This is a genomic window from Pseudomonas sihuiensis, assembly GCF_900106015.1.
In the GTDB taxonomy this organism is placed as follows: Bacteria; Pseudomonadota; Gammaproteobacteria; order Pseudomonadales; family Pseudomonadaceae; genus Aquipseudomonas; species Aquipseudomonas sihuiensis.
This window is the reverse complement of sequence record NZ_LT629797.1, coordinates 4554127-4577578: the sequence shown is the minus strand read 5'-3', so window position 1 is coordinate 4577578 and position 23452 is coordinate 4554127. Positions and strand designations below refer to the sequence as shown.

21 protein-coding genes and 1 riboswitch are annotated in these 23452 nt (G+C 63.4%); of the genes, 13 read left to right on the top strand and 8 right to left on the bottom strand.

Features of this window, described 5'->3' with window-relative positions:
* Window positions 1–57: 57 nt before the first annotated feature.
* Entirely contained in the window at window positions 58–1212 is a 1155-nt protein-coding gene (locus BLT86_RS21510) for a TDT family transporter (RefSeq protein ID WP_059390815.1), read from the bottom strand.
* 110 nt (window positions 1213–1322) lie between these two features.
* Here BLT86_RS21510 and BLT86_RS21505 point away from each other — a divergent pair, with 110 nt between their 5' ends.
* From BLT86_RS21505 to metK, 3 genes are all read left to right on the top strand, one after another.
* Window positions 1323–2204, top strand: coding sequence for a LysR family transcriptional regulator (locus BLT86_RS21505; protein WP_092379488.1), 882 nt, complete (start codon window positions 1323–1325; stop codon window positions 2202–2204).
* A gap of 73 nt (window positions 2205–2277) precedes the next feature.
* Entirely contained in the window at window positions 2278–3279 is a 1002-nt protein-coding gene (locus tag BLT86_RS21500; protein ID WP_092379485.1) for an ArsR/SmtB family transcription factor, read from the top strand.
* The gene (gene metK / locus BLT86_RS21495; RefSeq protein WP_064493842.1) at window positions 3280–4470 is read left to right on the top strand and encodes a methionine adenosyltransferase; all 1191 of its coding nucleotides are present in this window, start codon (window positions 3280–3282) and stop codon (window positions 4468–4470) included.
* A gap of 78 nt (window positions 4471–4548) precedes the next feature.
* On the opposite strand, the gene BLT86_RS21490 is transcribed toward metK, so the two are convergent.
* Window positions 4549–5289 (bottom strand): hypothetical protein, encoded by a 741-nt coding sequence (locus tag BLT86_RS21490; protein WP_092379482.1) that lies wholly within the window; start codon window positions 5287–5289, stop codon window positions 4549–4551.
* Window positions 5290–5511: 222 nt separating this feature from the next.
* Here BLT86_RS21490 and ligB point away from each other — a divergent pair, with 222 nt between their 5' ends.
* On the top strand, window positions 5512–7203 hold the full coding sequence (gene ligB, locus BLT86_RS21485) for an NAD-dependent DNA ligase LigB (protein WP_092379479.1): 1692 nt from the start codon (window positions 5512–5514) through the stop codon (window positions 7201–7203).
* Window positions 7204–7287: 84 nt separating this feature from the next.
* On the top strand, window positions 7288–7683 hold the full coding sequence (locus BLT86_RS21480; RefSeq protein ID WP_059390820.1) for a DUF1090 domain-containing protein: 396 nt from the start codon (window positions 7288–7290) through the stop codon (window positions 7681–7683).
* Here BLT86_RS21480 and BLT86_RS21475 read toward each other — a convergent pair.
* The 3 genes from BLT86_RS21475 to BLT86_RS21465 all read right to left on the bottom strand — a co-directional run bounded on the left by BLT86_RS21475 (window position 7677) and on the right by BLT86_RS21465 (window position 10393).
* Window positions 7677–8126: a c-type cytochrome gene (locus BLT86_RS21475; protein WP_059390821.1), complete on the bottom strand. Its 450-nt coding sequence runs from the start codon at window positions 8124–8126 to the stop codon at window positions 7677–7679. The two genes, BLT86_RS21480 and BLT86_RS21475, sit on opposite strands and share 7 nt — an antisense overlap.
* 111 nt (window positions 8127–8237) lie before the next feature.
* Window positions 8238–9827, bottom strand: coding sequence for a methyl-accepting chemotaxis protein (locus tag BLT86_RS21470; protein WP_092379476.1), 1590 nt, complete (start codon window positions 9825–9827; stop codon window positions 8238–8240).
* 179 nt (window positions 9828–10006) lie between these two features.
* Complete coding sequence (locus BLT86_RS21465; protein ID WP_003458833.1) at window positions 10007–10393, bottom strand: MAPEG family protein; 387 nt, start codon at window positions 10391–10393, stop codon at window positions 10007–10009.
* A gap of 222 nt (window positions 10394–10615) precedes the next feature.
* Window positions 10616–10707: riboswitch (S-adenosyl-L-homocysteine riboswitch) on the top strand.
* Between the two features lie 21 nt (window positions 10708–10728).
* Between BLT86_RS21465 and ahcY the strand changes: the two genes are divergently transcribed.
* From ahcY to BLT86_RS21440, 5 genes are all read left to right on the top strand, one after another.
* Window positions 10729–12120 (top strand): adenosylhomocysteinase, encoded by a 1392-nt coding sequence (ahcY, locus tag BLT86_RS21460; protein WP_092379473.1) that lies wholly within the window; start codon window positions 10729–10731, stop codon window positions 12118–12120.
* A gap of 99 nt (window positions 12121–12219) precedes the next feature.
* Window positions 12220–13065 carry a methylenetetrahydrofolate reductase [NAD(P)H] gene (gene metF, locus BLT86_RS21455; protein WP_017678448.1) on the top strand — a complete coding sequence of 282 codons (846 nt, stop codon included), beginning with the start codon at window positions 12220–12222 and terminating at the stop codon, window positions 13063–13065.
* Between the two features lie 82 nt (window positions 13066–13147).
* The gene (gene ppnN, locus BLT86_RS21450) at window positions 13148–14521 is read left to right on the top strand and encodes a nucleotide 5'-monophosphate nucleosidase PpnN (protein ID WP_092379470.1); all 1374 of its coding nucleotides are present in this window, start codon (window positions 13148–13150) and stop codon (window positions 14519–14521) included.
* A gap of 52 nt (window positions 14522–14573) precedes the next feature.
* Window positions 14574–15332, top strand: coding sequence for a substrate-binding periplasmic protein (locus BLT86_RS21445; protein WP_017678446.1), 759 nt, complete (start codon window positions 14574–14576; stop codon window positions 15330–15332).
* A gap of 187 nt (window positions 15333–15519) precedes the next feature.
* Window positions 15520–17403 carry a DEAD/DEAH box helicase gene (locus BLT86_RS21440; protein ID WP_092379466.1) on the top strand — a complete coding sequence of 628 codons (1884 nt, stop codon included), beginning with the start codon at window positions 15520–15522 and terminating at the stop codon, window positions 17401–17403.
* Window positions 17404–17507: 104 nt separating this feature from the next.
* Here BLT86_RS21440 and BLT86_RS21435 read toward each other — a convergent pair whose 3' ends face one another.
* Both BLT86_RS21435 and BLT86_RS21430 read right to left on the bottom strand, forming a co-directional pair.
* Window positions 17508–18083 carry a YceI family protein gene (locus tag BLT86_RS21435; RefSeq protein ID WP_092379463.1) on the bottom strand — a complete coding sequence of 192 codons (576 nt, stop codon included), beginning with the start codon at window positions 18081–18083 and terminating at the stop codon, window positions 17508–17510.
* Window positions 18084–18143: 60 nt separating this feature from the next.
* Window positions 18144–18689: a cytochrome b gene (locus tag BLT86_RS21430; RefSeq protein ID WP_092379460.1), complete on the bottom strand. Its 546-nt coding sequence runs from the start codon at window positions 18687–18689 to the stop codon at window positions 18144–18146.
* A gap of 257 nt (window positions 18690–18946) precedes the next feature.
* Between BLT86_RS21430 and BLT86_RS21425 the strand changes: the two genes are divergently transcribed.
* The 3 genes from BLT86_RS21425 (at window position 18947) to BLT86_RS21415 (ending at window position 22894) form a co-directional block, all read left to right on the top strand.
* Window positions 18947–20350 (top strand): adenosylmethionine--8-amino-7-oxononanoate transaminase, encoded by a 1404-nt coding sequence (locus tag BLT86_RS21425; RefSeq protein ID WP_092379457.1) that lies wholly within the window; start codon window positions 18947–18949, stop codon window positions 20348–20350.
* A gap of 129 nt (window positions 20351–20479) precedes the next feature.
* The gene (locus BLT86_RS21420; RefSeq protein ID WP_092379454.1) at window positions 20480–21205 is read left to right on the top strand and encodes a 16S rRNA (uracil(1498)-N(3))-methyltransferase; all 726 of its coding nucleotides are present in this window, start codon (window positions 20480–20482) and stop codon (window positions 21203–21205) included.
* A 207-nt stretch (window positions 21206–21412) separates the two neighbouring features.
* Window positions 21413–22894 (top strand): alanine/glycine:cation symporter family protein, encoded by a 1482-nt coding sequence (locus BLT86_RS21415; RefSeq protein ID WP_017678440.1) that lies wholly within the window; start codon window positions 21413–21415, stop codon window positions 22892–22894.
* Between the two features lie 80 nt (window positions 22895–22974).
* Here BLT86_RS21415 and BLT86_RS21410 read toward each other — a convergent pair whose 3' ends face one another.
* Complete coding sequence (locus tag BLT86_RS21410) at window positions 22975–23445, bottom strand: chemotaxis protein CheW (protein WP_092379450.1); 471 nt, start codon at window positions 23443–23445, stop codon at window positions 22975–22977.
* Window positions 23446–23452 lie beyond the last annotated feature (7 nt).

The following is a 23452-nucleotide window of genomic DNA, read 5'->3' as shown; positions in this document are numbered from 1 at the left end:
CCTATTTTCGCCCAGCCGGCCCCCATGGGGCAATGACAGATGGTCGTAGAGACCAAATCAGCCCGCCTGCTCGCTCAGAACGCTCACCGCCGGGCTGCCCGGTCCGCCCAGACAAGGTGCCTGAAACAACTCGCCATGCCAGACGCCGGCGAGCGTGCGACTGAACACCAGCGTCCAGACCGCCGCCAGTTGCACCGCCAGCAGCAGACCGATGAAGGCGAACAGGCTCAAACCGGTCACGGCCTGCAGTTCAAAGGTGGCCAGGGCGAATACCCCCAGCGGAAAGGTAAAACCCCACCAGCCGAGGTTGAACGGCATGTTGTCGCGGATGTAGTGACGGGTGAACAGCGTGGCGATCACCAGCCACCACAGCCCAGCGCCCCATAAGGCCAGGCCGCCGATCAGACCGAGATCCCGCGCCAGCTCGGCGGCGCTGACCAGCGGCGTACCGGCAAAAGCCAGCGGTGCCGCCTGGCCCATGCTGAGCAAGCCCAGACAGCCGGTAGCCAGCGGCCCCAGCGGCAGCCAGCTGGTGGCAGCAAAATCGGTATCCGGCAATTTGTGCAGGGCCAGGCGCAGCAACACCAGAGTGATCAGCGAGAACGCCAGCGACAGCGACAATCCCCAGAGCACGAAACCGGCGACCAGCAACTGTTGCGCCGCCTCGGCCGCCAGATGCGGCGCCAGCGCCCCTGCCGTGCTGGCGGCGACCTCCGGTGCGACGATAGGTAGCAGCCAGACCGCGGTGAGTTTCTCCAGCGCATGATGCTGGCGGGTGAACATCAGATAAGGCACAAACAAGGCGCCGAGTAGCGCCAGCGCCGCATCCAGCCACCACAGCGCATGGGCCAGCGCGTAAATCCCTTCGCCCCAGCGCGGCACACCGAATAACAGCAAGCCCTTGATCAGAACCGCCAGGCCCATGGGAATGGCACCAAGGAACATCGACTGCACCGGATGCAGCAACATCGGCCAGATGGTTTCGCGAAACAGCGCCAGGCGCAGCAGAAACAGCAGGCTGAACAGCGCGAACAGACCGACTGCGACAAACCACAGCCCCTCGGCAAGCATCGGCAATCCCGGCAAAGGCCAGGGTAGATGAGCGATCACCAACGCCAGCACACCGGTGCCCATGGTCACGGCGAACCAGCTGGGAGTGAAATGGCGAATGAAAGCCAGGGGCTCGGGTAAACGGCTGAAGGGGCGCGGCATGAGTCGGGTGGTCCCGTGACATGAGTGATGGCGCAAGGGTAAGAATTGGCTTGCCATATGAAAAATACATATTCAGCATTCGATACATACCTTTCATTTATGTATTAGCCATGAATCTGCACCATCTCAAGGTCTTTCTGGCCGTGGCAGAAGCCGGCAGCATCAGCGCCGGAGCCGAGCGCCTGCACATCAGCCAACCCGCCGTAACGCGGGAAATTCGCGACCTCGAAGCCAGCCTCGACCTGCGCCTGTTCGATCGCCAGCCACGCGGCGTGCAACTGACCGAAGGAGGCCTGCGTCTGCACGACTATGCGCGGCGCATCTTCGCCCTGGAGCGCGCCGCCGAACGCGACCTGCGTGACTTCGCCCAACTGGAGCAGGGCGAGCTGCATCTGGGCGCCAGCGCCACGCTCGGCGCCTACCTGCTGCCGCCCCTGCTCACCCGTTTTCGCGCCCTGCATCCGCAGATATTCGTCAGCCTGGAAGTCAGCAACACCGACGTCGTGACCCGGCAACTGGACGAAGGCCGCATCAGCCTGGGCTTCGTCGAAGGCCCGTTCGCCCAGGCCGACTACGCGCATCGCCTGCTGGCGCGCGATGCCCTGCTTCCGGTGGCATCGCCGCTGCACCCGCTGGCCAGGGCCGAGCGCCTTGAGGCCCGCGACCTGCAGGCGTACCCGCTGTACATGCGCGAACCTGGCTCTGGCGCTCGCGCCAGTATCGAGCAGGCCTATCGCGACCACGGACTGGAGCCACAGGCCGGCATGGCCATCGGTAGCACCGAAGCGCTCAAGCGCCTGCTCGCCGACGGCCAAGGCATCGCCTGGCTGTCGCAGCGGGTGGTCGAACGTGAACTGGCCAGCGGCGAACTGCAGCGCTTGGCGGTGCAGGACCTGCAGATCGAGCGTGAACTGCATGTGCTGTGGCGGCTTGGTACCAGCCTGAGCCCGGCTCCCGCCGCTTTTCTGCAACTGAGCCAGGCGCCAGGCTAGCCCCAATACCAATATCAAAACTTTTTGATATTGGTATTGCTGTATGAAAAATGACCGACTAGACTGCGCCCCCATGACCCTGCGCGCACCCCAGTTGGATTTCGACCCCTGCGACGAGCTCGCCGCCCTGTGCAAGGCCGGCGGCGATCCGCTGCGCCTGAATGTGCTTCGCGCGCTGAGCAACGATTCGTTCGGCGTGCTGGAACTGGCGCAGATCTTCGCTATTGGCCAGTCGGGCATGAGCCACCACCTCAAGGTGCTGGCCCAGGCCGGCCTGGTGGCCACGCGCCGCGAGGGCAACGCGATCTTCTACCGCCGCGCGTTGCCCAATGGCCGCCTGCACGCCGCCCTGCTGGACGATATCGACGAACTGCCATTGCCTGGCGATGTGCAAACGCGCATTGCCGCCGTTCATCTGCAACGCGCCACCGTCAGCCGCGATTTCTTCGCGCGCATGGCCACCAGCTTCCAGGCCCAGCAGGATCTGATCGCCGGTTTACCGCAGTACCGCGACAGCCTGCTGGCCCTGCTCGATGCCCTGCATTTCGCGCCGGGCGCCACGGCATTGGAGATCGGTCCTGGTGATGGCGCCTTCCTGCCCGAACTGGCGCGGCGCTTCGCCCGGGTCACGGCACTGGACAACAGCCCGGCTATGCTCGAACTGGCCAGCCAACGCTGCGCCGCCGAGGGCCTGGATAACGTCGAGCTGAAACTGGCCGATGCGCTAGAGGACGCGCCAGTCACGGCCGATTGCGTGGTGCTGAACATGGTGCTGCACCACTTCGCCACGCCGGCCGAAGCCTTTCGCAAGCTGGCCGCCTTGGTCGCCCCCGGCGGCAGCCTGCTGCTCAGCGAGCTGTGCAGCCACGACCAGAGCTGGGCGCGCGAAGCCTGCGGCGACCTGTGGCTCGGTTTTGAGCAAGAAGACCTAGCGCGCTGGGCGACGGCCGCCGGCCTGACGCCCGGCGAAAGCCTCTACATAGGCCTGAAAAACGGCTTTCAGATTCAATTACGGCACTTTGCCAAACCCGATGCGCACAGCGCCTTCAGCCTCCGGCAAGAAAGGAACCGATAGATGAGCGAATATTCCCTGTTTACCTCCGAGTCCGTGTCCGAAGGGCATCCGGACAAGATCGCCGACCAGATCTCCGATGCGGTGCTCGACGCCATCATTGCCCAGGACAAGCACGCCCGCGTGGCTGTGGAAACCCTGGTCAAGACCGGTGTGGCCATCGTTGCCGGCGAAGTCACCACCAGCGCCTGGGTCGACCTGGAGCAGATCGTCCGCGACGTGATCTGCGATATCGGCTACACCAGTTCCGACGTCGGTTTCGACGGCGCCACCTGCGGCGTGCTCAACATCATTGGCAAGCAGTCCCCGGACATCAACCAGGGCGTCGACCGCGCCAAGCCGGAAGATCAGGGCGCTGGCGACCAGGGCCTGATGTTCGGCTACGCCAGCAACGAAACCGACGTGCTGATGCCGGCGCCGATCTGCTTCTCGCACCGCTTGGTCGAGCGTCAGGCCGAAGCGCGCAAGTCCGGCCTGCTGCCGTGGCTGCGCCCGGATGCCAAATCCCAGGTCACCTGCCGCTACGAGAACGGCAAGGTCGCGGCCATCGACGCGGTCGTGCTGTCCACCCAGCACAACCCGGAAGTGAAATACGACGACCTGCGCGAAGGCGTGATGGAGCTGATCGTCAAGCACGTGCTGCCGGCCGAACTGCTGCACAAGGATACCCAGTTCCACATCAACCCGACCGGCCAGTTCATCATCGGTGGCCCAGTGGGCGACTGCGGCCTGACCGGACGCAAGATCATCGTCGACAGCTACGGCGGCATGGCCCGTCACGGCGGCGGCGCCTTCTCCGGCAAGGACCCGTCCAAGGTCGACCGCAGCGCCGCCTACGCCGGCCGCTACGTGGCCAAGAACATCGTCGCCGCCGGCCTGGCCGATCGCTGCGAGATCCAGGTGTCCTACGCCATCGGCGTGGCCCAGCCGACCTCTATCTCGATCAACACCTTCGGCACCCACAAGATCGCCGAAGACAAGATCATCAAACTGGTGCGTGACGTGTTCGACCTGCGCCCCTACGCCATCACCAAGATGCTCGACCTGCTGCACCCGATGTACCAGGACACCGCTGCCTACGGCCACTTCGGCCGCACGCCGCAGTCCAAGACCGTCGGCGACGACAGTTTCACCACCTTCACCTGGGAACGCACCGACAAGGCCGACGACCTGCGCGCCGCTGCCGGCCTGTAAGCCCGTCGCCCTACGCGAAAACAAAAAACCGATGCCGGCAACGGCATCGGTTTTTTCATGCCCGCAGATCGCTATGGCTTACCAGCTCACCTCGATACTGCTGGCCTGCGTGGTGCCCTGGGCGTTGCTCATGCGCAAGGGCAGACCAGCGAACTTGCCCGAAGCGATGATCCATTGTTGCCAGGTGGTTTTCGGCACCATGGCGCCCTCGGTCGAGAATTCGATCTTGCAGGTATCGAAGGCACCGAACTCCGTCTCGATGCGCTCACGCCCTCGGTACGTCACCGTGTTGGTCAGCTTCATGACGAAAGGCTCCGCCCCCGGCTGCACGGTGATCGAGTCGAAACTGACCGAGTGGGTCTGATCCTGAGGTAAATCCACAGGCACGGAAAAGCTCGGCTGATTGTAGCTTTCGTTGACTGCCGGCTGGGTCATCACACTTCCATACCAATGGACGAGGCCATCCACGACGTTGCCGTAGGCGTCCGCCACCGTTCCCACGCTATTCTCGGTATGAGTGCGATAAGCACTCTGTCCACGATAGTCGGCCAGCTCTGCAACCGTATTGACGTCGCGCTGGCCGTCGGTGGTGATCGTCCAGGTATTGCCGATCGTACGTAGAGTGGGCGCATCGAGACAGGCCGCACTGCCACCACTGGCTGCTGCCTCAACCTGGGTTACCTCGGCAGGCGCGGCAACCGCTTCCTCACTGACAGCGCCGGTCTTGGCGACTTGCTTGTCAGCGTTTTCACCACAACCGACCAGCATGGCAATGGTCAGCAGCGGAGTGATTCGCTTGGTAAAACGCATGTCCTGCATATGAAAATCCCTCTGAATGAACGAGTTCCTTACCAACCCTGACCGGGCCGCCGCCGAACAGGTTAGTAGACATGGCCCGCACCTTACCGTGCCCTGATCATGTTTCCGCATCTACACCAGCCTGGTGAGCAGCCCACACTGGTCTAGACTACCCAGTACCGCGACTTGGTATTGCAATCACAGGCCCAGGCCACTCGTCCAATCGGAGCAAGGATGCTCAATATGAAGCGCTGGATCGCTCTGCTGCTCTTTCCACTCACCGCCCAGGCCAGCCCCTGCCCCGACTGGCCCACTGATCGCGCCAAGTCCGAGCTCGCCGCGCTCAATCAGCAGATCGCCGAGTGGGACGACGCCTATCACAATCAGGGCCGCTCGCTGGTGGCTGATGAAATCTATGACCAGGCCCGCGAGCGCCTGCAATCCTGGCATCGGTGCTTTCCGACCGCCCGCACGGCATTGGCAGACCCTCTGGCTGGCAGCAGCGGAACGATCGCGCACCCGGTGCCGCAGACCGGGCTGCGCAAACTGAACGATGCAGCAGTCGCCGAATGGATCAACACCCGCGACGACCTGTGGATTCAGCCCAAGGTCGACGGTGTCGCGGTCACCCTGGTCTACCGAGACGGCGTGCTGCGACAAGCCATCAGCCGTGGCGATGGACGTCTGGGCCAGGACTGGACAGCCCGCGCACGGCAGCTGCCAGCCATTCCCGCACAGCTGCAGGAACCACTCGATGCCGTGTTGCAGGGCGAGCTCTACTGGCGCCTGGACGGTCACGTGCAAGGCCGCGACGGTGGGGTTGGCGCCCGTGGCAAGGTGGCAGGCCTGATGGCGCGACAAACGCTCGACCAGCAACAGGTCGATGCCATCGGCTTGTTCGTCTGGGATTGGCCGGATGGCCCGGCGAACATGCCAGAGCGCCTGCAAGCCCTGCAGAGACTGGGCTTCGGCGACAGCCTGCACTATACCCAGCACCTGCGGGACGCAAAGGAAGCCCGCAGTTGGCGCCAACGCTGGTTCGATCAGCCGCAACCGTTTGCCAGCGATGGTGTGGTCCTGCGTCAGGGCACGCGGCCATCCGGAGCGCGCTGGCAGGCAGAAGCACCGCACTGGGCGATTGCCTGGAAATACCCGGCCAGCCAGGCGCTGGCCGTGGTGCAGGCGGTGGATTTCAGCATCGGCCGTACTGGACGCATCACGCCGATCCTGCGTTTGCAGCCGGTCGACCTCGACGAGCGGCGCATCAGTCGGGTCGCTCTCGGCTCGCTGCAAACCTGGGAGAAGCTGGACATACGCCCCGGCGATCAGGTGGCGATACGCCTGGCCGGCCTGACCATTCCACGCCTCGACCAGGTGATCTGGCGCAGCCCGGAGCGCGCAATAGTGCACGCTCCCGATCCCAATCGATACCACGCCATGAGTTGCTGGCGGCTCAGTGGCGAGTGCCAGCAACAGTTCCAGGCACGCCTGAACTGGCTCGCCGGCAAACAGGGGCTGAACCTGCCCGGCGTGGGACCAGGCACCTGGAGCACGCTATTGGCGGGGCAGAAACTGGAGGGTCTGCTCGATTGGCTGGCACTCGATAGCGAGCACCTGCAACAGCTGCCGGGTATCGGCCCAAGGCGCGCCTCGCAGCTGCAGCAGGCCTTCGCCCAGGCCCAGCAGCGCTCACTGCAGCAATGGCTGCAGGCTCTCGGTGCACCAGCTGGTTTCCAGCTCGGCGCGAAGGATGACTGGGCCACGCTAGTGGCTCGCGGCCACGCCGAATGGATGCAGCAACCCGGCGTGAGCCAGAACAGCGCCGAGCGCCTGTTGGCGTTCTTCAGCCACCCGGAGGTTCAGCGCCTGGGCGTGCAACTGCAGGAGGCCGGCACCGTCGGTTTCCTGCCGCAGGAAAATTCACCGCGCGGTTGACCCAGGTCAGCAGATGGCTCAATCGGGTCGAACCTCGCGCAGCAACCAGGGTCACTTCGAAGTAGACCTTCACGAGGAGAGACCATGATCCGTCAAACCGCTTTGCTCGGCCTGCTGCTGGCCGCCAACCTGAACGCCACACCGATTCTGGCCGCCGAGGGCGATAGCGGCTGCGCCGTCAAACGCCAGGTGCTCCAGGAGAAGATCGACGCAGCGCACAAGAGCGGCAACTCGCGAGAACTGGATGGACTGCAAAGAGCACTGGGCAATGTCGATGCCCATTGCGATGACGCGTCACTGCACAAGGAGCGCCTGGCCAGCGTCAAGGAAGCCCGCGAGGAAGTGCAGGAGCGCGAGATGGATCTGCGTGAAGCCATGGGCAAGGGCGATCAGGAGAAGATCGCCAAGCGTCAGGCCAAACTGGCCGAGGCACGCGCCGAACTGGAGCAGGCCGAGGCCGAAGCTCGCGCTGATCAGTAAGCGCGAAACGCCTTGTGGCACGCCTCGCAACTGTCCTCGACGGCCTGCACCGCCGGCTCCAGTTCGGAGCGACGTAGCGGCGGCGCGGTCGTGGCCTGTACCAGTGCGGCGGTGGCCTGCTCCAGATCACGCGCCATCGCCTGGAACTGCTCCTGGCGCTGCCAGACCTCGGCATTGGCCTTGCTGCGCTCGTCGTCCGCCACCTCGGGAAAATGCTGCCAGGGCTCGTGCGACAGGCGGTCGAGCTTGGCGGCGCCGCTGATGAATGCGGCTTCGTCGTAGGGAATACGATTGCGCAGCATCCCACCGAGGTCTTCGCTAACCTTGAGCATCTCCTTGAACGCTGCCTGACGCTTGCCCAACGGCGAATTGGGGTCGACCCCACCACAGGCGGCCAGGGTCAGGCAGGCGCAGGTGAGCAGCAGGAGTTTCTTCAGGGTCATCGACACGACTTCCGGGCGACAAGGGGCCGCCAGTATCGCGGCTCACCCCGGTCGGGCCAAGCGACCTCTTGTCACAACAGCTGTCGTTTGTATGCGTTGGTCAGCCAGGGTTCAGGTACGGAAGCGCCCCAGTTGGCTGTTGAGTTGCTGCACCTCGCCCTGTATCTGTGCACTGACCTGCACCACGCTCTCGGTCTCGCCCTGGCTGCGCTCGGCCAGACTGGAGATGTGCGTTACCCGCTGATCGATCTCCTGCGCCACCTGGCTCTGCTGTTCTGCGGCCGTGGCGATCTGCGCGTTCAGGGCATTGATGCCATCCACCGCCCCGACGATGGTCTCCAGCGCCTCACTGGCCTGACGAATGTGCTGGAGGTTGCCGTCGGCCAGGGCCGCGCTGCGCTGCATCGCCAGCACCGCATCACGCGCCCCGCCCTGTAAACGCTGGATGATCGCCTGGATTTCGCCAGTCGATTGCTGGGTGCGACTGGCCAGAGTACGCACCTCGTCGGCGACCACGGCGAAGCCACGCCCTGCCTCGCCGGCGCGTGCGGCCTCGATGGCCGCGTTGAGCGCCAGCAGATTGGTCTGTTCGGCGATACCGGTGATCACTTCGAGCACCTTGCCGACACCACCGGTTTCGGCCTCCAGACGCTGTACCTGCTCGCCACTGCGCTGCAGCTGTTCCACCAGTTCGGCGATCTGCGCCGCACTACGCTGCACCACCTGCTTGCCGCTCTGCGCACAATCATCGGCACTGCGTGCCGACTCGGCTGCATGGGCAGCGTGACGCGCCACCTCGGCGACGGTGGCGCTCATTTCATTCATCGCGGTGGCGACCTGATCGAGATCCTCGTACTGACGACGCACACCATCGCCCGCCGACTGCGCAGCACCGACCACGCTGCCGACGTGCTCGCCAGTACGCTCACCACTGCGCTTGACCTCCGCCAGCAAGCCACGCACCTGCTCCTGCATGCGGTTGTAACCCGCGAAGATGCGGCCGATCTCGTTGTCACCCTGACGACCGTCCAGGCTACGCGTGAAGTCGCCAGAGCCAACCCGGGTCAGCGCCCCCTCCACCGCATTGAGGTTGTGCATCAGCGGGCGCAGGCCGAACTGACGGCCCAGCACCACCAGCGCCAGAATGCCCAGCACGCAACCGAACGCCAGCCACATCTGGCGGCGCTGGCTGCCTTCAGCGTGCGCGGCCATCAAGCCGACGGCCTGGTTCATCTCGCGCAGCAACTCGACCGACTGCTTCTCCAGGGCCTTGAGGTCGACTGCCGCATCGCCCGCAACAACGCGCTGCAGCTGCGTACGAAAGCCCTGCCAGAGACCACCGACCTTGTTCATCTGCGCCTGGACGCTGGGCTCGGCGATGGCACTGATATTGCGCGCCGCGTTGCCACTCAGCAGGTCGCGATGGGCAGCGTCGAACTGCGCCATGGTGGCTTCCAGCGTCGCAGCGGGCAGGACGCCTTCACGCAGCAACAGCGCCTCCTTGGTCATCTTCTGGCTGAGCATGCGCTGCGCGCCGGCGACATTGATGGTCTCCGGCGATACCGACATGCTCAGATACAGCGCCACCGAGGCGACCACCGCGAGCAGAAACATCAGCGCATAGGAAAACAGAAATTGCTGATTCAGCGTGCGCAGGCCGATGGCACAGAGCAAGCGGTCGAAAAAGGCAGTGGCGGACATGAACGGCTCCCTGGCAGACGGCGGGAACCCCCGCCAAATAACCGAGAGCAAGCAAGAACGTGGCCAGCGGCCAGCCGCCCTACAGGCTGATTGACCTCATAAAACGCACCAGAAAGGCGCAATGACTGATCAGTCACACGCTTTTCTAGCTCATCGTCAGAGTCAGCTGCAGATATCGACTAGGCGGACACCACGAACAGCGCCGCGATCAGCCCCATCCCGGCGAACCACACCAGCGAGCGCACAGGCCCCCAGCCAGCCAGATAGCAGATGAAATACAGCACGCGGCTGACGATGAATGCCACGGCCAGTTGGTCGAGCAACCCCTGCTCGGCACCGCCGGCCTGGTGGGCGATGATCACCGCGGCAGCGAACGCCGGGGTTACCTCGAAGCCGTTGAGCTGGGCGTTGTTGGCGCGCTTGCGCCAGCCCTCCAGGGTACTCAGGAACGCGCGCGGATCCTGATTGGCGCGCGGTCCGTAGCCGGGGCCAAGGAACTTGGCTGTGGCAGTACCCAGGTAGGGCAGAAAGATGGCGATCAGCACGCACCAGTAGGCGAGGGTCATGGAAGCTCCGCAGCTTGGTAATGGAATGCGCAGCCTGAGCCAGGTCCCGACCAGCGTCCATGACCCAAGCAGGAGTATGTGAGTGGCGATCCGGCCAATCCCTCGGTGGCAAATGCCAGCAGCGCAGCGCATGGAGCGACGGAAAGCCTTGGGCTGCAAGCCGCACGCAGCTATAATCCGCCAGCTTCAAACGACCGGCACAGCTCCGGTCGCTCCCGCCACCTGTCCGAGGGGCGCTGCAGCAGGCCGGTCGACACCGGTTTGTCAGGCTCGGATGGGGCGTTAACCATACGCATCAACGGCGCCCATTCGCAGACAACGAATGGAGAGCTTTCATGAGCGCTTTCAACGACTACAAGGTCGCCGACATTTCCCTGGCCGATTGGGGCCGCAAAGAGCTGATCATCGCCGAATCCGAGATGCCGGCACTGATGGGCCTGCGCCGCAAGTACGCCGCCAGCCAACCGCTGAAAGGCGCGAAGATCCTCGGCTGCATTCACATGACCATCCAGACTGGCGTGCTGATCGAGACGCTTACCGCCCTGGGCGCCGAAGTCCGCTGGTCCTCCTGCAACATCTTCTCCACCCAGGACCAGGCCGCTGCCGCCATCGCCGCTGCCGGTATCCCGGTGTTCGCCTGGAAAGGTGAAACCGAAGAAGAGTACGAGTGGTGCATCGAGCAGACCATCCTCAAGGACGGCCAGCCGTGGGACGCCAACATGGTGCTGGACGACGGCGGTGACCTGACCGAGATCCTGCACAAGAAATACCCGCAGATGCTCGAGCGCATCCACGGCGTCACCGAAGAGACCACCACCGGCGTGCACCGTCTGCTCGACATGCTCAAGGCCGGCACCCTGAAAGTCCCGGCGATCAACGTCAACGACGCCGTAACCAAGAGCAAGAACGACAACAAGTACGGCTGCCGCCACAGCCTCAACGATGCCATCAAGCGCGGCACCGACCACCTGCTGTCGGGCAAGCAGGCGCTGGTCATCGGCTACGGTGACGTCGGCAAGGGCTCGGCGCAGTCGCTGCGTCAGGAAGGCATGATCGTCAAGGTTTCCGAGATCGACCCGATCTGCGCCATGCAGGCCTGCATGGATGGCTTCGAGCTGGTTTCGCCGTACAAGAACGGCATCAACGACGGCACCGAGGCCAGCGTCGACGCTGCGCTGCTGGGCAAGATCGACCTGATCGTCACCACCACCGGCAACGTCAATGTGTGCGACGCCGGCATGCTCAAGGCCCTGAAGAAGCGTGCCGTGGTGTGCAACATCGGCCACTTCGACAACGAGATCGACACCGCCTTCATGCGCAAGAACTGGGCGTGGGAAGAGGTCAAGCCGCAGGTGCACAAGATCCACCGCACCGGTGCCGGTACCTTCGATCCGACCAACGACGACTACCTGATCCTGCTGGCCGAAGGCCGTCTGGTGAACCTGGGCAACGCCACTGGCCACCCGAGCCGAATCATGGACGGCTCGTTCGCCAACCAGGTACTGGCGCAGATATTCCTGTTCGAGCAGAAGTTCGCCGACCTCTCCGCCGAGAAGAAGGCCGAGCGCCTGACCGTCGAAGTACTGCCGAAGAAGCTCGACGAAGAAGTGGCGCTGGAAATGGTCAAGGGCTTCGGCGGTGTGGTCACCCAGCTGACCAAGCAGCAGGCCGAGTACATCGGCGTGACCGTGGAAGGCCCGTTCAAGCCGGACGCTTACCGCTACTAATGCGTAGGGTGGGTAAGCCCATGGCTTATCCACCGCCGACTTCCCGCAAGGTGGATGGAAAAACGCCATCCACCCTACGTCTCCAAGGCTAGAAACCCTATGAGCCAAGAACGCCGCTACAGCTTCGAGTTCTTCCCCACCAAGACCGAAGCCGGGCACGAAAAACTGATGGACGTGGCGCGCCAGCTGGCGACCTACAACCCCGATTTCTTCTCCTGCACTTACGGCGCCGGCGGTTCGACCCGCGACCGCACCCTCAACACCGTGCTGCAGCTCGATGGCGAGATCAAGGTGCCCACCGCCCCGCACCTGTCCTGCGTGGGTGACAGCAAGGCCGAACTGCGCGAGCTGCTGAACCTGTACAAGAATGCCGGCATCAAACGCATCGTTGCCCTGCGTGGTGACCTGCCATCCGGCATGGGCATGGCCAGCGGCGAGCTGCGCTACGCCAATGAACTGGTCGAGTTCATTCGCACTGAAACCGGTGATCACTTCCATATCGAAATCGCCGCCTACCCTGAGATGCACCCGCAAGCGCGCAACTTCGAGGACGACATCGCCAACTTCGTGCGCAAGGCCAAGGCCGGCGCAGACAGCGCCATCACCCAGTACTTCTTCAACGCCGACAGCTACTTCTACTTCGTCGAGCGCGTGCAGAAACTGGGCGTGGACATTCCGGTGGTGCCGGGCATCATGCCGATCACCAACTACAGCAAGCTGGCACGCTTCTCCGACGCCTGCGGCGCTGAAATTCCACGCTGGGTACGCAAGCAGCTGGAAGCCTACGGCGACGACGCCGACAGCATTCGCGTCTTCGGCGAACAGGTCATCACCGAGATGTGCGAACGCCTGTTGCAAGGCGGCGCGCCCGGTCTGCACTTCTACAGCATGAACCTGGCCGGCCCCAGCCTGGCCATCTGGAACAATCTCAAGCTGCCGCGTTAACAGGCCGCTTACTCACAGGCTGCCCGCCTTGGGCAGCCTGCTCGCTTCGCCCTCCCGCCTTGCCGCCGAAGGATCGCCCCTCATGCTCAAACGCACCAAGATCAACGCCTCAGTCAGCCCCAAGGGCAGCCTGGAAACCCTCTCGCAGCGCGAAGTTCAGCAACTGCGCGAAACCGGCTCCGGTAGCGTTTATCGCCTGTTTCGCCAGTGCGCACTGGCGATCCTCAACACCGGCTCGCACAGCGACAACGCCAAGACCATCCTCGAGGCCTACCCGGACTTCGAAGTGAAGATTCACCAGCAGGATCGCGGCATCCGTCTGGAGCTGATCAACGCGCCGGCCGACGCCTTCGTCGATGGCGAGATGATCGCCAGCACCCGCGAGATGCTGTTCAGCGCCCTGCGTGACATCGTCTACACGCAGAGCGAGCTGGAGAACAAACGCATCGATCTGGACAGCTCCGAAGGCATCACCGATTACGTTTTCCACCTGCTGCGCAACGCCCAGACCCTGCGCAGCGGCGTGGAGCCGAAGATGGTGGTGTGCTGGGGTGGCCACTCGATCAGCACCGAGGAATACAAGTACACCAAGAAGGTCGGTCACGAGCTTGGTCTGCGCGGCCTGGACATCTGCACCGGTTGCGGCCCGGGCGTGATGAAGGGGCCGATGAAGGGTGCCACCATCAGCCATGCCAAGCAACGCAACCTCAAGGGCCGTTACCTGGGCCTGACCGAACCCGGCATCATCGCTGCCGAAGCGCCGAACCCGATCGTCAACGAACTGGTGATCCTGCCGGACATCGAGAAGCGCCTGGAAGCCTTCGTCCGCGTCGGCCACGGCATCATCATCTTCCCCGGCGGTGCCGGCACTGCCGAAGAGTTCCTCTACCTGCTGGGTATCCTCACCCACCCGGACAACCAGGACCTGCCCTTCCCGGTCATCCTTACCGGCCCGAAGAGCGCCGGGCCGTATCTGCAGCAGTTGCATGATTTCATCGGCGCCACCCTCGGCGAGGCCGCACAGCAGCGCTATCGCATGATCGTCAACGACCCGGCCGAAGTCGCCCGCGAGATGGCCGTCGGCATCAAGACCGTGCGCCAGTTCCGCCGCGAGCGCAACGACGCCTTCCACTTCAACTGGCTGCTGAAGATCGACGAAAGCTTCCAGCACCCGTTCGAGCCGACCCACGAAGCCATGGCCAGCCTCAACCTCACCCGCGAGCAGCCGCTGCATCACCTGGCCGCCAACCTGCGTCGTGCGTTCTCCGGCATCGTCGCCGGTAACGTCAAGGAGAACGGCATCCGCTTGATCGAGGAGCACGGTCCCTACGAGATTCGTGGTGAGACCACCATCATGCACCCGCTGGATCGCCTACTGCAGTCCTTCGTTGAGCAGCACCGCATGAAGCTGCCTGGCGGCAGTGCCTATGAGCCCTGCTATCGGGTAGTCGACTGAGGCTGCGCAAGACGCACTTTCACGGCACCCGCAAAATCGCTAATCTGGCGCGATGCCATTATTCCAGCGCCAGATTATCGCCACTCTTTTACTATGCTGTTGCGCCTTCGCCGCCCGCGGCGAAACGCTGCGCCTGGTCACGGATGCCTGGGCGCCCTACGTCTACGAAGAAGACGGCCAGGCCGCTGGCCTCGACTACGAGATCACCCGCGAGGTGCTGCAGCGCCTGGGGGTAAAGCTGGACCTGCAATTCCTGCCCTGGAAGCGCTGCCTGCTGGAGCTGGAGCAGGGTCATGCAGACGGCATTCTGGATATTTTCCATCTGCCCGAGCGCGAAACGAGCATGCTCTTCGTCGAAGAGCCGCTGAGTGACGTCGAACTGGTGCTGTTCTACGCACGTAACCGCCCCTATCCCTATGAGAGCCTGGAAGACCTGCGCGACCTGGTGATCGGCATCTCGCCAGGCTACTGGTACAACGACGAAACCTTCCGCAACTCGCCCCTGTTCAGTCGCGAAGAGGCTCCGACTCACGAGGCCAATTTGGGCAAGCTGATCCGCCACCGCGTCGATCTGGTCATCAATGACCGTCGCGCCGGCCTCTATCTGACCACCCAGATGGGCTTGCAACAGCAGGTCGACTACAACCGCAAGGCGGTCGGCCACGACCGTCTATACCTCGCGCTGCGTCACGACCCTGCCCTGGCTAGCCTGGCCAAGGACTTCGCTGACGAACTGCGCCGCTTCAAGCGCGAACCTGCCTATGCCCAACTGCAGCAGCGCTACGCCAACCCTGATCGGCTCAAGCCGTGAACCAACCGACAGGCTGGTAGCTGCGCAAGGCTTCAGCTCTGTTATACTCGGGGCTTCCCGCCAGGCTTGCGCCCGGATGCTAGCTCCCAGAAGCCAGCAGTACCGGACGGGATCACGCCCCCCACGTGTGATTCAAGCCAGGCTCTACACCCCCAGGGCCACGCCCTCACTTAGTACAGGATTGCTCATGTCCTTTGCCTCCCTCGGTCTCTCCGAGGCTCTAGTCCGTGCGGTCGAGTCCGCCGGCTACACCCAACCCACTCCGGTGCAACAGCGGGCCATTCCCGCCGTGTTGCAAGGTCGCGATCTCATGGTGGCGGCCCAGACGGGTACAGGTAAGACGGGCGGTTTCGCCCTGCCGATCCTCGAACGCCTGTTTCCGGGCGGTCATCCGGATCGCGAACAACGTCACGGCCCGAAACAACCGCGCGTGCTGGTACTGACACCCACCCGCGAACTGGCCGCTCAGGTGCATGACAGCTTCAAGGTCTATGCCCGAGATTTGAAATTCGTCAGCGCCTGCATCTTCGGCGGCGTCGGCATGAACCCGCAGGTCCAGGCCCTGGCCAAGGGCGTCGACGTGCTCGTGGCCTGCCCCGGGCGCCTGCTCGACCTGGCCAATCAGAAAGCCATCGACCTGTCTCATGTCGAAATCCTCGTGCTTGATGAAGCCGACCGCATGCTCGACATGGGCTTCATCCACGACGTCAAGAAGGTCCTGGCCAAGCTGCCAGCCAAACGCCAGAACCTGCTGTTCTCGGCCACCTTCTCCAAGGACATCACCGACCTCGCCGGCAAGTTGCTGCACAACCCCGAACGCATCGAGGTGACGCCGCCGAACACCACGGTCGAGCGCATCGAACAGCGCGTGTTCCACCTGGCCTCCAGCCACAAGCGCGCCCTGCTCGCCCACCTGATCACCCAGGGCGCCTGGGAACAGGTGCTGGTCTTCACCCGCACCAAGCACGGTGCCAACCGCCTCGCCGAATACCTCGACAAGCACGGCCTGCCGGCTGCCGCGATTCACGGTAACAAAAGCCAGAACGCGCGCACCAAGGCCCTGGCCGATTTCAAGGCGAACCAGGTGCGCATCCTCGTCGCCACCGATATCGCCGCCCGCGGCCTGGACATCGACCAGTTGCCACACGTGGTCAACTTCGAGCTACCCAACGTCGAGGAAGACTACGTTCACCGTATCGGCCGCACCGGTCGTGCCGGCCGTAGCGGCGAAGCCATCTCGCTGGTGGCGCCGGACGAAGAGAAGCTGCTCAAGAGCATCGAGCGCATGACCAAGCAGAAGATCCCCGATGGCGATCTGCTGGGCTTCGACGCCAGCACCGTCGAGGCCGAGCGCCCGGAAACCCGCGAACCGCGCCAGCCACGCGGGCAGAAACAAGCCAAGGCGCCGAATGCCCAGGGCGGTGACAAGCCCAAGGGCGAACGCAACAACGGTGGTCGCAGAGACAAGGGCAAGGACAACGGCAAGGAGCAGAAAGCCAAGCCGCAACAACAGGGTCAGGGCCAGAACCGCCGTGGTCAGCAGCCGCGCAACCAGAGTCGTGGCGCTGCGCCGGCTGTTCCACCCTTGCCTCCGGACCGCGACCCGGAAGAGTTCCTCGACGACGAAATCGATAATTTTGGCAACCGTGCCGATTACGTACCGGTGCAGAACAAGCCGCAAGGTCGCGGCCGTCGCTCAGGCGGTGGGTCGGCTGGCAATGGCGCTGCTCAGGGCCAAGGCCAGAGAGCCAACAGCAACAACAGGCAGCCCCGCAGCAACGCTGGCGGCAACCCAGGCACCCCCGCTAAGAATCGTGGCCAGGGTGGTCAGGGCCGTAACGGCGGTGGCCGCGGCCGACCGGCGGACGGTCGCATTACCTCGCTGGACCGCGACGAGCTGCCCCGCACCGAAGCAGCCGTGCGCAACCCGCGCGAAAAGCAGCCGATCATCATGCACAAGGGCTCGCGCCTGGATCGCTTCCCCAGCGCCGAGCAACTTGACGAGCTGAGCAACAGCACCCGCCCACGCGGCGAGAAGCCGGCACTGCTGACGCGTAACCGCGAAGAGTAAGCTGCCGCACCAACAAAAACGCCACCCCATGGGGTGGCGTTTTTGTTATTGCCGCAGGCTGAACATGCGGCCACATCCGGTGGCCGCTTGAGCGGCCGTTTTCCTTACTTGCGGATGCCTTCGATCGAGATGATCAGCTCGACGGTTTCCGAAGCCGGGCCGAGATCCATGGAAATGTCGAAGTCCTTAAGCGTCAGGGTAGTGGTGCCTTCGAAGCCGGCGCGGTAGCCGCCCCACGGATCCTTGCCTTCGCCAATGAACTTGGCAGCGATCACCACCGGCTTGGTCACGCCGTTCAGGGTCAGGTTGCCGGTCACGTCGGCAGTGCCTTCGCCAGTGGACTTGACCGAAGTGGATTCGAAGGTGGCAGTAGCGTGCTTGCTCGCATTGAGGAAGTCGGCACTGCGGATGTGCTTGTCACGTTCAGCATGGTTGGTGTCGACGCTGGCGGTCTTCAGGGTCACGTTGACTTTGCTGGCCTCGGGGTTGGCAGCATCGAAGCTGAACGTGCCGTCGAAGTCCTTGAAGGTGCCGTACAGCCAGCTGTAGCCCAGGTGGCTGATCTTGAAATTGACGAAGGCGTGCTGGCCTTGCTTGTCGATGGCGTAATCGGCCGCCATGGCCTGGCCGCCGATCAGAGCGGAGCCCAGAACCAGTGCAGCGAGGGCGTTCTTCAACATGGGGTGTTCTCCTTGCGAGGTTGTCGATCTAGATGGGCATGAGCCCGGTTATGAATTGCTTCAGCGCCCGAACATCCGCAGCAGGGTACTGTCGCGGTCGATGAAATGGTGTTTGAGAGCGGCCAGGCAATGCAGGACGGCGAAAATCACCAGACCCCAGGCCAGGTATTCGTGAATCGCCCCGGCAATGTCTTCCTGTTGCGGAATACCGGTCAGGGTCGCCGGCACACTGAACAGGCCAAACACCTCGATACCACGGCCATCGGCGGTGGAAATCAGGTAACCGGAAATCATCACACCGAAAAGGCCGAGATAGAGGACGCCATGACCCAGCTTGGAAGCCAGGCGCGTGAGCCGGCCATGGCTGGCCAGGGCTGCCGGCGCTGGGCTGCACAGGCGCCACAACAGACGCAGCAACATCACGGCGAACAGCAGGATGCCGATGCTCTTGTGCAGATCAGGTGCACTCTGGCGCCACGGGTCGTAGTAGCTGAGCCCCACCATCCAGAAGCCGAGGGCGAACAGACCGAACACGACCAACGCCACCAGCCAATGCAGCACGACGCTGACCAGACCATAACGAACAGAGGTATTGCGCCATTGCATGGGAGGCTTCCCTAATTCAGTTCCGAGCAAGACTAACGACAAATATATCGATTTAAAGCGGAAAATTTCGCTATGAAACATCGAGAAATGCGATGTTTCATTTCAACTTCCTTTCGCCGACCAGTTTAGTTCAACGCGCTCGTTGCAGAGTTCATCGGCAGCAGAACGGACGGTGCATTGCACCAGACCAGCGGCAGCGACCACGTCTCACTGGCGGCTTCTGGTAGGCTGTGCCGCCGAACCCTGGGAGATTTCGCATGAGCCTGAACGACCACTGGATGCAACGCGACCTCGACGTGTTGTGGCACCCCTGCACCCAGATGAAGGATCACGAGCGCCTGCCACTGGTGGCGATTCGCAAGGCCTCAGGCGTATGGCTGGAGGACTTCGACGGCAAGCGCTACCTGGACGCGGTCAGCTCCTGGTGGGTCAATGTGTTCGGCCACGCCAACCCGCGCATCAACGCGCGCATTCGCGATCAGTTGGATAGTCTCGAGCACGTGATGCTCGCCGGCTTTACCCACCAACCGGTCATCGAGCTGTCCGAGCGCCTGGTGCAGATCACCCCGGTTGGCCTGAACAAGGTGTTCTACGCCGACAACGGTTCCTCAGGCATCGAAGTGGCGTTGAAGATGAGCTTCCACTACTGGCTCAACAGCGGCCAGGCGAGCAAGAAGCGCTTCGTCACCCTGAGCAACAGCTATCACGGCGAAACGGTCGCAGCGATGTCGGTGGGCGACGTGTCGCTGTTCACCGACACCTACAAGCCCCTGCTGCTCGACACTATCAAGGTGCCCAGCCCGGACTGCTACCTGCGCCCCGAAGGTGTGAGCTGGGAGGAACACTCGCGCCTCATGTTCGCCCATATGGAACAGACCCTGGCCGAGCATCATCATGAGGTCGCAGCAGTGATCGTCGAGCCGCTGATCCAGGGCGCCGGCGGCATGCGCATGTACCACCCGATCTACCTCAAGCTTTTGCGCGAGGCCTGCGACCGCTATGGCGTGCACCTGATCCATGACGAGATTGCCGTCGGCTTCGGCCGCACCGGCACGATGTTCGCCTGCGAGCAGGCCGGCATCACCCCGGATTTCCTGGTGTTGTCCAAGGCACTGACCGGTGGCTACCTGCCAATGGCTGCAGTGCTGACCACCGATGAGGTCTACAGCGCGTTCTACGACGACTACGCCACCCTGCGCGCCTTCCTTCACTCGCATACCTACACCGGTAACCCGCTGGCCTGCGCCGCTGCGCTGGCGACCCTGGACATCTTCCGTGATGACGATGTGATCGAGCGCAACAAGGCCCTGGCGGCGCGCATGGCCAGTGCCACCGCGCACCTGGCCGAGCACCCGCATGTGGCCGAAGTGCGCCAGACCGGCATGGCCCTGGCCATCGAGATGGTGCAGGACAAGGCCAGCAAGACCGCCTACCCCTGGCAGGAGCGACGTGGCCTGCGCGTCTACCAGCACGCATTGGAACGTGGCGCGTTGCTGCGCCCACTGGGCAGCGTGGTGTATTTCCTGCCGCCCTACGTCATCACGCCCGAGGAGATCGATTTCCTCGCCGAGGTGGCCAGCGAGGGCATCGATATCGCCACACGCGAATCAGTCAGCGTGGCCGTGGATAACCGCTTTCCCGATCATCGCGATCCGGGTTGAGCGAGCCATAAGCGAAGCCCGGTGGGCACGGCGCACCCTGCGAAAACGCGGCGCCCTTGCCGTAGGGTGCGCCGTGCCCACCAGCGCTTTAAACTTGCCGCTTCGAACTTACCGCCTGCAGCTACCCTTATGCGCCTATCCCGCTTCTTCATCGATGCCCCGCTCTCCCTCGGCCAACACGACCTGCCCGAGGCGCAGGCCCATTACATCGGTCGCGTGCTGCGCCACGCAGTGGGTGACGCCGTGCAGTTGTTCGACGGCAGCGGCCAGGAATACCTCGGCGAGCTGATCGAAGTGGGCAAGAAGAGCGTGCGCGTCGAACTGCGCGAAGCCATCGCCGGGATGAGTGAATCCCCGCTGCGCATCCACCTCGGCCAGGGCCTGTCGCGCGGCGAGCGCATGGACTGGGCCATCCAGAAAGCCACCGAGCTTGGCGCCAGCGAAATCACCCCGATCGTCTCGGCGCGCTGCGAAGTACGCCTGAAAGACGAACGCGCCGACAAGCGCATGGCCCACTGGCGCCAGGTGGCGATCAGCGCCTGCGAGCAATGTGGCCGCTCAGTGCTGCCGCTGATCAACCCACCGCTGGAACTGGCCGCCTGGCTGCAGCAGATCGAAGCCGACCTTAAGCTGGTGCTGCACCCGATCGCAGCTCCCCTGCAAAGCCACGACAAACCGAATAGCCTGGCCTTTCTGGTCGGCCCGGAAGGCGGTTTGAGCGAAGCAGAAGTGGACCAGGCCAAAGCCGTCGGCTTCCATGCCGCCCGCCTGGGGCCACGCGTTCTGCGCACGGAAACGGCCCCTGTGGTGGCCCTGAGCGTCGCCCAACAGCTCTGGGGCGACCTCCAGGCGTAAAATGTCGCCTTGGCGTAACAAAATGTGACCTCAAGAGATTGCAAGACCGGCAGTCTTTGTCATGCTCTGCGCGCCGCTCGCGCGACCCGCTCACCAGCAACCTGCGCGCGGCCGAGGCCGGCGCCCCGCAGCGTCGTTCCTCTTCCAATAACAAATCAACGGGCTTCGGCCCCGCCCAAAAGGCGGCCGCATGCCCAGGAGCATTGCATGAACGAACTGGTCTCGACCCTGAACGGTCTGGTCTGGAGCCCGGCGCTGATCTATCTATGTCTTGGCGTTGGTCTCTACTTCTCCCTGCGCGGCCGCTTTCTACAGGTTCGCCACTTCAAAGAAATGATTCGCCTGATGTTCACCGGCAAGACCGATGAACATGGCATCACCTCCTTCCAGGCACTGACCATGACCCTCGCTGGTCGTGTCGGTACCGGCAACATCGCCGGTGTAGCCACTGCGATCACCTTCGGTGGTCCAGGTGCCGTGTTCTGGATGTGGATGGTGGCGTTCCTCGGCGCCAGCTCGGCATTCGTCGAGTCCACCCTCGGTCAGGTCTACAAGGAAAAGCTCAACGGTGAATACCGTGGCGGCCCGGCCTTCTACATCGAGCGTGGCCTGGGTCTGAAGTGGTACGCCTGGCTGTTCGCCGTAGTTACCGTGTTCGCCTGCGGCCTGCTGCTGCCGGGTGTACAGGCCAACTCCATCGCTTCCAGCGCGCAAACAGCCTTCGGTATCGACCCGAACGTCACAGCGGCGGCACTGGCCGTACTGATCGGCCTGATCATCTTCGGCGGCGTCAAGCGTATCGCCCACTTCACCCAGGTGGTCGTACCGTTCATGGCGCTGGGCTACATCCTGGTAGCGATGGTCATCATTCTGCTGAACATCAGCCAACTGCCGGACGTCATCGCACTCATCTTCAAGAGCGCCTTCGGCCTCGAAGCCGGTTTCGGCGCCATCGTCGGCATGGCCATCCAGTGGGGCGTCAAGCGCGGTGTCTACTCCAACGAAGCAGGCCAGGGTACCGGTCCGCACGCTTCGTCGGCCGCCGCGGTCAGCCATCCGGCCAAGCAGGGCCTGGTTCAGGGCTTCTCGGTCTACATCGACACCCTGTTCGTCTGCTCCGCCACCGCCTTCATGCTGCTGATCACTGGTCAGTACAACGTGCAGGCTCCGGATGGCAGCGCGATATTCACCGGTATCGCTGGCGTAGCCGCAGGCCCGGGCTACGTGCAGACCGCGATGGAGAACATGATGCCCGGCTTCGGTAACGCCTTCGTCGCCATCGCCCTGTTCTTCTTCGCCTTCACCACCATCCTGGCGTACTACTACATCGCCGAAACCAACATTGCCTACATCAACCGCAAGGTGAAGCGTCCCATCCTCACCCTGCTGCTGAAGTTCGGCATCATCGCGGCTACCGTGTACGGCACCGTACACACTGCCACCTTCGCCTGGGACCTGGGTGATCTCGGCGTCGGCCTGATGGCCTGGCTGAACATCATCGCCATCCTGCTCATGCACAAGGTCGCCTACAAGTGCCTGAAGGACTACGAGCAGCAGTTGGACGAGGGCAAGGACCCGGTCTTCCACCCGGAGAAGCTCGGTATCAAGAATGCCGACTACTGGGGCACCAGCACCTCGGAAGAGAACCTGACTATCGAGAAGGGCGAAGTGCAGCAACCGCAGCGCTGATAGCTGCACCGCAGTAACGAAAAAGCCCCGGCCAATGCCGGGGCTTTTTCATGGGCGAGGTGATCGCGCCGGGTCTCGGTTCAGATCAGGCCAGCATCGGCGAGCAGTTGCTCCAGTGCAACCAGATCAGGAATACGCACCACCTCCTCACCAACGCGCGCTGCGCCCAGCTCCAGAGGCGCCAGCTCGGCATCGGCGCCTTGCAGCTCACTGCCGACCTTCAGCGAGCGCGGAATACCCTGCACCAGCAGCGCGATGAACTTGACCTTGGGGCGACCGCCCAGGGCATTGATCACCGCAACGCGGGCACCACTGGCGACATGCGCCTGGCCGCCGCTGGCGGCCTCGAAGGAGAGCAGCGGCAAGCGCAGATCACGCCAGGCGATCTGGCCGAGAAACCAGTCGGGAGTGCCTTCAGTGACCTGCGGCGCGCGATAGGGGATCAGCTCCGCCACCGCCACGTTGGGCAGCAGCAGAGTGCGGTCGGCCAGAGGCACCAGCAAACCGGTGAGACTGGCGGCGCTGTTCTGGGTGGCGACTGCTTGGCTCATTGAAACG

Excerpts from the sequence above, each read along its gene's own strand:
- BLT86_RS21510 (WP_059390815.1), bottom strand. The coding sequence starts at position 1,212 with ATGCCGCGCCCCTTCAGCCGTTTACCCGAGCCCCTGGCTTTCATTCGC.
- BLT86_RS21505 (WP_092379488.1), top strand. The coding sequence starts at position 1,323 with ATGAATCTGCACCATCTCAAGGTCTTTCTGGCCGTGGCAGAAGCCGGC.
- metF (WP_017678448.1), top strand. The coding sequence starts at position 12,220 with ATGAGCCAAGAACGCCGCTACAGCTTCGAGTTCTTCCCCACCAAGACC.
- BLT86_RS21440 (WP_092379466.1), top strand. The coding sequence starts at position 15,520 with ATGTCCTTTGCCTCCCTCGGTCTCTCCGAGGCTCTAGTCCGTGCGGTC.
- BLT86_RS21445 (WP_017678446.1), top strand. The coding sequence starts at position 14,574 with ATGCCATTATTCCAGCGCCAGATTATCGCCACTCTTTTACTATGCTGT.
- BLT86_RS21480 (WP_059390820.1), top strand. The coding sequence starts at position 7,288 with ATGATCCGTCAAACCGCTTTGCTCGGCCTGCTGCTGGCCGCCAACCTG.
- BLT86_RS21420 (WP_092379454.1), top strand. The coding sequence starts at position 20,480 with ATGCGCCTATCCCGCTTCTTCATCGATGCCCCGCTCTCCCTCGGCCAA.
- BLT86_RS21415 (WP_017678440.1), top strand. The coding sequence starts at position 21,413 with ATGAACGAACTGGTCTCGACCCTGAACGGTCTGGTCTGGAGCCCGGCG.
- ligB (WP_092379479.1), top strand. The coding sequence starts at position 5,512 with ATGAAGCGCTGGATCGCTCTGCTGCTCTTTCCACTCACCGCCCAGGCC.
- BLT86_RS21435 (WP_092379463.1), bottom strand. The coding sequence starts at position 18,083 with ATGTTGAAGAACGCCCTCGCTGCACTGGTTCTGGGCTCCGCTCTGATC.
- BLT86_RS21475 (WP_059390821.1), bottom strand. The coding sequence starts at position 8,126 with ATGACCCTGAAGAAACTCCTGCTGCTCACCTGCGCCTGCCTGACCCTG.
- BLT86_RS21470 (WP_092379476.1), bottom strand. The coding sequence starts at position 9,827 with ATGTCCGCCACTGCCTTTTTCGACCGCTTGCTCTGTGCCATCGGCCTG.
- BLT86_RS21430 (WP_092379460.1), bottom strand. The coding sequence starts at position 18,689 with ATGCAATGGCGCAATACCTCTGTTCGTTATGGTCTGGTCAGCGTCGTG.
- BLT86_RS21500 (WP_092379485.1), top strand. The coding sequence starts at position 2,278 with ATGACCCTGCGCGCACCCCAGTTGGATTTCGACCCCTGCGACGAGCTC.
- ppnN (WP_092379470.1), top strand. The coding sequence starts at position 13,148 with ATGCTCAAACGCACCAAGATCAACGCCTCAGTCAGCCCCAAGGGCAGC.
- ahcY (WP_092379473.1), top strand. The coding sequence starts at position 10,729 with ATGAGCGCTTTCAACGACTACAAGGTCGCCGACATTTCCCTGGCCGAT.
- BLT86_RS21410 (WP_092379450.1), bottom strand. The coding sequence starts at position 23,445 with ATGAGCCAAGCAGTCGCCACCCAGAACAGCGCCGCCAGTCTCACCGGT.
- metK (WP_064493842.1), top strand. The coding sequence starts at position 3,280 with ATGAGCGAATATTCCCTGTTTACCTCCGAGTCCGTGTCCGAAGGGCAT.
- BLT86_RS21425 (WP_092379457.1), top strand. The coding sequence starts at position 18,947 with ATGAGCCTGAACGACCACTGGATGCAACGCGACCTCGACGTGTTGTGG.
- BLT86_RS21490 (WP_092379482.1), bottom strand. The coding sequence starts at position 5,289 with ATGCAGGACATGCGTTTTACCAAGCGAATCACTCCGCTGCTGACCATT.
- BLT86_RS21465 (WP_003458833.1), bottom strand. The coding sequence starts at position 10,393 with ATGACCCTCGCCTACTGGTGCGTGCTGATCGCCATCTTTCTGCCCTAC.